The sequence below is a fragment of the Prosthecobacter sp. genome (genome assembly GCF_046154365.1).
Classification (GTDB): Bacteria; Verrucomicrobiota; Verrucomicrobiia; order Verrucomicrobiales; family Verrucomicrobiaceae; genus Prosthecobacter.
Window position 1 is genome coordinate 1 of record NZ_JBJXFV010000080.1, and the last position, 10,336, is coordinate 10,336.

Consider the following 10,336-nt stretch of genomic DNA (forward strand, 5'->3'; position numbering starts at 1 on the left):
CTCAAGTCACTGCCCAAAGACGTGCTGCTCGCCAACCTCAAACACAGCCATCCTCGCGTGCGCCGCAGCGCCGTCCGCATCAGCGAAAGCCTCCTCGCCAAAAACGATGCCGACATCACCACCGCAATCGCCGCCTTGACCACCGACCCCGATCCGCAAGTGCTCGCGCAGGTCTATCTTGCCCATCGCAGCGCCAACGCACCCATTCCCGCAGCCCTCACTGCCCAAGCCCCCACGCAGCCGCTCATCGCTGCCATTATCGACAAAGAGAAAACCATCGCCGCCGTCGCCGAACTCGGCACCTCCGCCAAGCAAGGCCAGCAAATCTACCAAACCCTCTGCACCGCCTGCCACGGCCCCGACGGCCAAGGCATGAAGCAGGGAGACAAACTCCTCGCCCCCGCCATCGCGAAATCCCCTTCGTTCAAAAACAACGGCGACATCCCCACACTCGCCCGCATCCTCCTCCACGGCCAGACCGGCCCCATCGAAGGCATCACCTACGGCGAAGGCCTCATGCTCCCACTCGCCCAAGTCTATAGCGATGACCAAATCGCCAGCGTGCTCAATTACGTCGGCGAACGCTGGCACCAATGGAAGAAGCCCATCGCTCCCGCCGTCATCCAAGCCATCCGCACCGAAACCGCCGACCGAAAAACTCCGTGGACACCCGAGGAACTGCGGCAGCGGGTGAAGAGGCGGTGAACGCTGTGTTCGCAGGTGCGGCCCACTTTAGCCTGAGCGTAATCGCTTTTACTTTAGTGGCGCAAGGAAGGCCGTGAAAAGGAGGCAACTCGAGGTGTATTGATGATCGACCGACTCCTCACATCGCAAACCATGAACACACCTTCCACCGACGAAGCCGCACGACGTGCGTATTGGACTGAACAAATGGAGGCGGGCTATGCCATCGTGGAGAAGCTCATCGCGTTTCCAGTGAAGGAGTGTGGCGAACGGTTTGCGTCGTTGCGGGACGCTGCGGCGGCCAGTGGCGTGGAGATGCTGTTTTCGACGAGCAAGATCGCTGGCGAACTGGATCGCGTCTATTTCATGCGCGAAAGCCTTGTGCGTGATGTCGTCACGATTGGCCGCGAAATGAACGAGCGTGGCTGGATTTTGAAGATCGAGGACTGCTTCCGCACGCTGGACATGCAGCGGCAGCTGGTGCGCAAGCCATCGGTCTTCGACACGGTGTTGAAAAAGACCATGTGGGAACTCGGCGGCGAGATTCCGACCCCCGAGATGATGTTCCGCCGCGCCATCGTGCTGACAGCGAACATGCCCAAGATCGGCGCGCACATGTCCGGCTCCGCCATCGACATCTCGGTCTTCAAGCGCGACGACGGCACCGAGGTCTGGCGGGGCTATCCTTATCTCGAAATGAGCGAATGCACACCCATGCGCTCGCCTTTTGTGGCCCCCGAGCATGTCGCCACACGGTTGGATATTTGTGGAATGATGGAGAAGCACGGCTTCATCCCCTTCCCCTTCGAGTTCTGGCACTTCGATAAAGACGACGCCGGCATGCACATCCTCACCGGCAATCCCGCGCCCTGCCGCTTCGGCCCCGTGAACTGGAACCCCATCACGAATGAAGTCACGCCCGTGGAAGACCCGCTCGCGCTGCTCAATCCGCTGGCGGTGATCGAAAGCGAGATCGCTGCCGCTTTGGAGCGCGTGGCGTGATCCGTGCACAACCCTTTACCAACACCATCAACCAACATCATCATGAAAGGCATTCCCCTGGCACTCCTCGCCCTCGTCACTACCGCCCTCGCACACGCCGAGCAGCCACTCGTCTTCGTCTCCGCCTTTGCTTCCGCTGAAAAGGCCGGGATTCATGCCTTTGGCTTCGATTCCGAAAAAGGCATGTTGAAGCCGCTGAAACGCACCACCGGTGTGCAAAGTCCGTTCTTCATCGCTCTCTCGCCTGACCGGAGATTCCTCTATTCCATCGACGAGTTCGGTGGGAAGGACAACTTCGTCGCCGCCTTTGCCATCGAGGGCCGTGGGGGCGATTTGCGAGCGCTGAACCGTCAAAACAGCCGTGGCAAAGCCGCGTGCTATGTCGAAGTGGATCCCACCGGCAAATCCGTGCTCGTCGCGAACTACTCCAGCGGCAACGTCGCCTCGCTACCGGTGATGGGCGACGGCTCGCTCGGTGAATCCGTATCGTTTTTCCAGCACAGCGGCTCCGGCGGCGATCCTGAGCGGCAGAAAGGCCCGAACGCGCATTGCTTCGTCGTCAGCCCCGATGGCAGACACGCATTCGCCGCTGATCTCGGCATCGACAAGGTCATGATTTACGCCCTCGACGCCGCCACTGCAAAACTCACGCCGAACGCCACCCAGCCTTTTGCCAAACTCACGCCCGGCAGCGGTCCGCGTCACCTCACGTTTCATCCCGGCGGCAAGCTCGTCTATCTCATCAACGAACTCGCCAACACCATCACCGTCTTCGATTGGAACGCCGCCGACGGCACACTCCAGGAGAAACAAAGCATCGCCACACTCCCTGCGGACTTTACCGGCAAGAGCTACACCGCCGACTTGAAGATCACGCCCGATGGAAAACACCTCTACGGCACCAATCGTGGCCACGACAGCCTGGCCAGCTACCGCATCGCCGCCGACGGCACTCTCACGCTGCTCACTGTCCAGCCCAGTGGCGGCAAAGGCCCGCAAAACCTACTCATCACCCCCGACGGTCGCTGGCTCCTCTGCGCCAACATGCCCGGCAACAACGTCGTCGTCTTCAAGATCGACTCCGCCTCTGGCTCCATCAAATCGCACGGCGAGGCCGTCGAGGTGCCCATGGCCTCGTGCATCCGGTGGATGGAGTGAGCCGGAGATCAAAACATCGCTCTCGAACGACCGCTCCACCAGTTCCCAAATCCCACGGATTCAGGGCGACCACGGATTGAAATACAAGATCAGAAGTCCACGGGATACTTGGGGACTGTGAGCGGTGGTTGCTTGGTGAGCTATCAGGAATAAAAACACTGAGTCAGAAAAGCCGTGGTCGCCCTGAATCTGTGGGACATCTCATCCTACTCAACCATGTTCGAACGACCGCTCCACCATCTCCCTAAACACCTTCACATGCGGCAGCTCGAAGCGGCCCTGTCTTTGCAGCAGCACCAAGTCCTCATGGCCGAACAGTGCGCTCACATCTCGCCAGATGAGCTGAGGTTGCCCGCGCTTGGGCACCAGCGGTTTCACTTCGCCCGGCGCCAGCAGCGCGACGCCGAAGCCCATCGCCACATACTTGGTGATCATCGGCACGCGTGAGGCGCTAATGGCGATGTTGAGCTGGTTGAGCACGCCCGCATTGGCAAAGGTGAGATCGACCTGCGACCGATCCGAGGTGTCCTCGCTGCTAAGTACGAGTGGATGCTGAGCGATTTGCTTCACCGTGAGCCTTTTCGCTGTGGCTAAAACGTGATCCGCCGGGCAGAGCAGATGAATGGGGTAGCGCGTGAGCCGATGGCGGCTCAGCGCGGCCGGCAGTTCATCGGCAGCAGTCATGCCGACGATGGCGATGTCCGCCTGTCCGGCCAGCAATGCCGCGAGGGCTCCGCGCGAGGGGCGTTCCATGAGGCGGAGACCGACGTTGGGGAACTGGCGACGATAGCGAGTCACGGGATCGGGCAGGGCATCATTGAGCACGCCTGCGGGGGCGGCGACGGTGAGTTTGCGCGGGGCTTTGCCTTGCCGGTCATCGAAGACCGAGCGCAACGACAGAAAGCTCTCGACCATCGGCTCTGCCATCTCCACGAGCAGACATCCATCCTCCGTCAGCACCACCTGCTGGCCTTGCGTATCGACCAATTGCACGCCGAACTCCTCCTCCAGCGCCCGCACTTGTCGCCACGCGGAGACGACGGACATTTTCAGCGCAGCAGCCACAGCGGAGAAGGTTTTCTGACGCGACAGCTCCACCAAGGCGCGGAGCTGGCGGAAGCGGAGTTCTTTGAAAAAGCGGCGGTCGGTTTTCATGGGGATGATTTTAGCCTGAACGTAAACGTCTTTACTTTGTTGGCCACGAATAGCTCGCGCAAATGCAGGTGCTGCGGGTGTATTCATTGACCACCACCATGAGATCTTCACTCGCACTCTTCACCGCTCTCGTCATTGCCCCGCTGGCCGCGTTTTCGGCTGATTCGTCAGCGGGGATGGTGTTGGTGAAAGACAATACGGCGCGGGCGGTCATCGTGACGGGTGATGCAGCTCCTGCGGAGTCGCGCGTTGCGGCGCAGGACCTGCAATGGCACATCGAGCAGGCATCCGGTGTGCGGCTGCCGATCGTGACGACCGAAGAGGCCGAGAAGGTCCCGGGCACCACGGCGCGATTGGTGATCGGTGGCGGCACTTTGGCGGAGAAGTTGGGGGTTCGTGTGCAGGAGCTGCGCGCTGAGGAATATGTCATCAAAACAAGCGGTCAGACGATTCTGCTGGCTGGGAGAGAAGAGAAAGCGACAACAAAAACGAAGTCCCTGGTGCGCGATGCCTCTTCGGCGACTCGATTCGCAGTGTCGCACCTTTTGGATCGCCATCTGGGAGTGCGCTGGCTTTGGCCGGGAACGCTGGGAACCTATGTTCCGAAGCAATCGACGATCATTCTGCCACCCTTGGACATCACGACTCGACCTGATTTGGTGGAGCGGAGTTTTTTGGTAGGGCTACCCAAATACAGCGCCGAGGCGGGCACCTCGAAGTCTGTGGTCAACCGCATGCTGCAAGAGACGGGCAACTGGTGGGCTCATCATCAGCTCGGCGACCGCGGTGAGCTGGAGTTTGGTCATGCCTTCACGCGTTGGTGGGAGAAGTATCATGCGGAGCATCCAAATTACTTCGCCGTGCCGCCTTCGGGCACTGCACAGGTGTCCACGCGTGCTGTGAAACTCTGCACCAGCAATCCGGCCGTCATTGAGCAAATCGTCTCAGAGTGGAAGGCCGCTGGAATGCCTGCGGTGTGGAATGTGGGGCCCAATGATGGCATCGGTTTTTGCACCTGTGCGCGATGCCAGTCTCTCGATCTCGGCGGGCCACATGCGGCGGAAGATGTGTGGTCCGGCAAGGTGAATCTCACCGCGCGGCACGTGGCTTTTTACAATGAATTGCTGCGGCAGATGCGCCAACTCGCGCCCACGACCAGGCTATGCAGCTTCGCCTACTCCGCCTACCGGAACCCGCCCGCGGGCCTCTCCATCGAGAAGGGTTTGGCGCTGGAGTTTGTGCACAGCTACACCGCTCGGGACGAATGGCAGGGGTGGAGCGCTGCGGGTGTCGGCCTAGCCTTGCGGCCGAACTGGCTGCATTCCGGGGCGGTCGCGCCTTACCTGCCACTGCGACCGATGGGCGAGTTCATGCGCTTCGCTCGCAGCAATGGCATGCTCATGTTTCGCTTTGATTCCCTGCATGGCTATTGGGCCATGCAGGGGCCGAGCTATTACCTCATCTCACGACTTGGTGCACGGCCTGATCTAACCGTGGAGGATGTCATCAACGAATACACGTCCGCTTTCGGGGCGGCTGCACCCGCCATTCACCGCTGGCTCGACTACTGGCAGGACTATTCGGCAAAGCTGGCCATCACCGTGGCCGCGGGCGGCGAGGTGTGCATCGACGCGAATGGATTGTATGAAGTCACCTGCCGCAAATACGGATACCCGACTCACCCCTTGCTCGGCTCATGGCAGGCGCTGCCGCAGTTGTATGACGACGCCGTCCTCGCCAAAGGCGATGCGATTCTCGATGACGCTGTCCACCTCGCCGCCAACGACGCCGAGGTCACGGCACGCATTCATTTCCTGCGTGATGGCCTGCGCCACCTGCGCCTCCTGCGCGATGTCATCGCCCTCACGCAAGTCACGAAGCCCGATGCTGCCCAACTCGATCAGAAGCTCAAGGAACTAAAAACCCTGCACACCGAACTGAGCCCGCGCCACGTGGTCTGGGGCGATGTCGTCACCGGCATAATGAGCAAGCGCAACATCAAACCCTTCGGCACCGGCAAAGCCAAAGCGGCTGATGTGAAAGGCCTGTGAGATTCAAACCGCAACGCATCGACCAATGACTCGCTCCCTCACCACTCTCCTCCTCGTAGCACTGGTCTCGCTGCACGCTGAACCGTCCACTCCGAAGACCGGTAAACCCGAGTCCAAAAACATCATCGCCGTCTATGGCGACGCCGCCATCGCTCCGATCCCGCCGCCGGGCTGGAGTTTTCAATGGAATGCACGCGGCAATCTCGGCGACTCCGCTGGCTACGAGGCGCTGACCTACGATGAGAAGGCGAGGGCTTATGGCGTGCGGGATGCGTCGGGAGCGTTGCTGGCCGATGCGCCGGGCCACACCATTTCGCGGGGCATTGGCTACCTCGATGTCTCGGCGATGCGGGACAAGGATGGCGTCGCGCGGTGTTACATCGCGTCTTACAAACTCATCGCCGACTCGGTGGGCGAGGTGTGGATCAATCACGGCAACTTGCGAACGCCGCTTAGCTACGGCACCGATTTGCAGGTCTATGTGAATGAGCAGTTGAAGGCACAGACGCTCTTCAAGAAGGATCGCTTCGCCCAGGTGTTTCAGTTCAACCTCGGTCGCTTGAGGAAGGATGATGTCATCCACGTCGCCATCGGTCCCGCAGCGAATTCGCCGAAAGGCGCAGGTCGGCTCTTCTTTGTCATCGAGGATTGCCCGACGGGGCGGAAACCTGCGGAGCCGGTCAACATCATCTCCCCGTCGCTCCACGCGTCCGCACCGCAGTTTGGAGCGAATGGCCAAATCGGCACCGCCTATGCCGACAAGCACCAGGCGCAGTGCGCAGCTGTCGTGACGACCCGCTCGGAGCTGGTCTTCATCGGTGACTCCATCACCGCACGCTGGCCGCAGGAAGTGCTGGAGGCGCGGTTTGGCAAACATCGTCCCATCAATCTCGGCATCGGCGGCGATTGGATTCAAAACGTCCTCTGGCGCGTGCAAAACGGCACGCCCGACAAGGCCGCGCCCAAGGTCGTCGTGCTGCTCATCGGCACGAACAACCTCACGGGCAAGTTCACTCCCGACGAACTCACCACGGACATCGGCGCACTGCTCAAAGCCATCCAGAACAAGACACCCAGAAGCAAAATCCTCCTCCTCGGCATCCTTCCGCGCGGAGCCTCGATCAAAGACGAAATCAACGAATCCATCCGCCAGACCAACACCAAACTCGCCACGTTGGCCGACCAAAAGCAGGTCTTCTACCTCGATGTCGGCGACAAACTCGTCGAGCCCGATGGAACCATCGCGAAGGAAGTAATGCCCGACAAACTCCACGTCGCCGGCCCCGGCTACACCCGCTGGATGGAGGCGATGGGCCCCACACTTGATAAGCTGCTGAATGAACGTCCCTGATTGAAAGACACCGCAATGAAGAACACCCTCAAACTCCTCGCAGCCCTGCTGCTCACTCCACTCGTCACCACCCACGCCGCCGACTCCTTCCTCATCGAAAACGGCCAGCCTCGCGCGGAGATCGTCATCGCGGAAAAACCGGCGCGCATGACCAAACTGGCGGCGAAGGAGTTGCAGACTTACTTGGAGAAAATCAGCGGGGCGAAGCTGGAGGTCCGCACTGCGCCGACGGTGGGGAAGGCGCATATCTTCCTCGGCAAGTCGTCGCACACCGAGGCGTTGAAGCTGGCGACGAATGGGCTGGAGAACGGGGCGTTTCGCATGGCGTCGGGGGCGGACTGGCTGGCTTTGGTGGGGCCGGACGAGGACTTTGTTCCCATCGAGCCTTGGGGGCGGATGCGCAGCACGACGGAGCAGGCGCGGGTGAATGCGGAGTTCGACAAGATCACGGGGGACACGTTTTGGAATAACTTTGGCGGGCTGTATATGCGCTACCACAAGGACCTCGACGTCTGGGATTACGATGACGCGGGGACGCTCAATGCGGTGTATGAGTTCCTGCGCAATCTTGGCGTGCGTTGGTTTGCGCCGGGGGAGTTGGGCGAGGTGGTGCCGAAGCAGGCGACGATTGCGCTTCCGGTCGTGAACAGAACGGTGAAGCCGGACTTCGGCATGAGGCGTTTCTTTTTCTACACAGACCACACCGGCATCGGCGACAAGGGTATCTGGACGCTGCGGCTGGGGCTGAACCAAGCGCACAAGATCGGCGGCATCTCGCAGATCTGTCACGGCGCCAAGTTTGTCATCATGCGCGAGGAAATGAAGCGGGCGCACCCGGAGATGTATCTGCTCACCGGCGGCAAACGCGACACCACGACGAAGGGCAGCGGCTATCCCGATCTCAACTCGCCGCTGTTTTTCGAGAAGCACCTCAACTACTCACGCATCATGTTCGATCACTTCCGCGAACCGATGCTCAGCATCGATCTCGTGGATGGCTACGGCGGCATGACCTCGGATGATCCGAAGTGGATGGCGCAGCTCACGCCCGAGCGCGGTTGGTCGGGCACGATGTCGGATCAGGTGTGGGGCTATCTCAATCGCGTGGCGATCGAACTTTATAAATCGCACCCGGATCGCCTCGTGAGCGGGCTCGCCTACAGCGCTTACAAAATGCCTCCGGCGAAGCTCGACAAACTCAGCCAGAACCTCGTGCTCATCGAGACGCGTCAGCGCCAGAGCTTCTGGGATGAAACGAAGCGCAGCGAGCACCGCAGCTTGCGCACGGATTGGATGAAGAAGCTCACTTCCGGCAAATATCTCACCTGGGACTACAACATCAACGCCCGCCCCGAGCAGGCCGGACGGCCCGTCATTTACACGAAGCAAATCGCCAGCGACCTGCGCGAACTGAAAGGCCACACGCTCGGCGAGATGATCGAAATCTACGATCATCCTGCCGGGAAAGAGAGCAGCTTCGGCTACGATCCGTTCGCGCTTGAGCACCTGAATCTCTACGTCACCTCGCGTCTCTGGTGGGATGCGGATCAAAATCTCGATGCGCTGCTGGCCGACTACTTCGCCAGCTACTACGGCCCCGCGGCCAAGCCGATGCAGGCCTTCGCGGAGTTCTCCGAGGCCAACTGGATGCACATGGGCCAGGACGGCGCGAAGATCGGCGAGGCGTTCACTTTGCTCGCCGCCGCGCAAGCCGCCGCCGATCCGCAATCGCTCCCCGGACGCCGCATTCAAAAAATCGCCGACCTCATGAAGCCGTTGCGCACGCTGCAACAGCAGCTCAGCCGCAAGCACGACACCACGCTCGATTACCGCGTGCTGGAGACGCATCAGACCGGCGGAAAGCCGCTGCGCGAAAAAGCCTTCGATGGCCAGGTGCTCAAAGACTACTGGACCGACGTGCGCAGCGCCCCGCTCGTAAAACTCACGCCCGACGCCCCGCGACCCACCGCCAACACGATGTTCCAAATCCAGCGCGAAGGCAGCATCCTGCACATCGGCATCGTTTGCCAGGAGCCCGACATTCCCGGCCTCAGCATCGCCACCACCACTCCCGACGATCCGAAACTCCTCGCGGGCGATCACATCACCCTGCTCATCGAGACCGCGTCCAACAGCTACTACGAAATCGCCATCAATCCCGCCGGCACCGTGCTGGAGATCGACCACGGCAAGGACGGCAAAGGCGTGAAGTGGACCTCCGGCGCGCAATTCGCCGTGCATCGTGGTGACAAGGAATGGAGCATCGAAATGCGCCTCCCAATCAACGGCGAAGGCTCCCGCATGATCGACCCGCTCAAGGGCATCGATGGAGCCCAGCCGAAGGATTTGTTCCCCTGGCACTTCAACCTCTGCCGCCAACGCGTGCGCGGCGCGACCATCGAGCGCACGTCTTTCTCAGCGACTGGCAAGGACGACTTCTACGTGCCGGAAAAGTTCGCGAAGCTGTGGGGGAAGGGGAAGTGATGGGGCAATTTCGCGGTGGTTCGCAAGCAGCCAAAGGAAATGACTCGTGCCTCCGTTGATACAACTCAGCACAATTCAACAACACCCTCGCATGAACCCACTTCTTCAAGCCAAGAACCGACGAGCTTATCCACTGCGAGGTGTTGGATTTTGCACCCGACCCCGGTTCCCCTCGGCGAAGCTCAAGGCGTGGACCGATACGCTGCCGAAAACCTACGAGCACGGTAACTCAAAGGAGAGCTGAACCCCGTCCACCTGATGAGAACCCACTGCACAATATTTGCCTCTCTAACCACAGTATTCCTGCTCGGTCTGAGCTGCTTATCGGCGCGCGAACCGGCAGCGCCAAATCTCACGCCAGCGCTTCAGCCATTTGTGAATGATCACCACATCGCGGGGGCCGTCGTGCTCGTGGCAGATGCAAGCAAGGTGCTTGCGACCGAAGCCGTCG

Annotated in this window: 7 protein-coding genes; 6 read left to right on the forward strand and 1 reads right to left on the reverse strand. The window is 60.6% G+C overall.

All coding sequences use genetic code 11. From position 1 onward, the window contains the following. From ACKVY0_RS10535 to ACKVY0_RS10545, 3 genes are all read left to right on the forward strand, one after another. Positions 1–705, forward strand: a 705-nt coding sequence (locus ACKVY0_RS10535) for a c-type cytochrome (protein ID WP_409214778.1), incomplete at its 5' end; no start/stop codon positions are given. Positions 706–837: 132 nt separating this feature from the next. Continuing rightward, entirely contained in the window at positions 838–1,686 is an 849-nt protein-coding gene (locus ACKVY0_RS10540; protein ID WP_409214779.1) for a M15 family metallopeptidase, read from the forward strand. A gap of 42 nt (positions 1,687–1,728) precedes the next feature. Continuing rightward, positions 1,729–2,844, forward strand: a complete 1,116-nt coding sequence (locus ACKVY0_RS10545; protein WP_409214780.1) for a lactonase family protein — start codon at positions 1,729–1,731, stop codon at positions 2,842–2,844. A gap of 210 nt (positions 2,845–3,054) precedes the next feature. Here ACKVY0_RS10545 and ACKVY0_RS10550 read toward each other — a convergent pair whose 3' ends face one another. Further along, positions 3,055–3,999 (reverse strand): LysR family transcriptional regulator, encoded by a 945-nt coding sequence (locus ACKVY0_RS10550; protein WP_409214781.1) that lies wholly within the window; start codon positions 3,997–3,999, stop codon positions 3,055–3,057. 98 nt (positions 4,000–4,097) lie between these two features. On the opposite strand from ACKVY0_RS10550, the gene ACKVY0_RS10555 reads away from it, so the two are divergent. From ACKVY0_RS10555 to ACKVY0_RS10565, 3 genes are read left to right on the forward strand one after another with little or no spacing between them, the layout of a single operon-like run. Next, complete coding sequence (locus ACKVY0_RS10555; protein WP_409214782.1) at positions 4,098–6,050, forward strand: DUF4838 domain-containing protein; 1,953 nt, start codon at positions 4,098–4,100, stop codon at positions 6,048–6,050. 25 nt (positions 6,051–6,075) lie between these two features. Beyond that, positions 6,076–7,401, forward strand: a complete 1,326-nt coding sequence (locus ACKVY0_RS10560) for a GDSL-type esterase/lipase family protein (protein ID WP_409214783.1) — start codon at positions 6,076–6,078, stop codon at positions 7,399–7,401. 15 nt (positions 7,402–7,416) lie between these two features. Continuing rightward, on the forward strand, positions 7,417–9,885 hold the full coding sequence (locus ACKVY0_RS10565; RefSeq protein ID WP_409214784.1) for a DUF4838 domain-containing protein: 2,469 nt from the start codon (positions 7,417–7,419) through the stop codon (positions 9,883–9,885). Positions 9,886–10,336 lie beyond the last annotated feature (451 nt).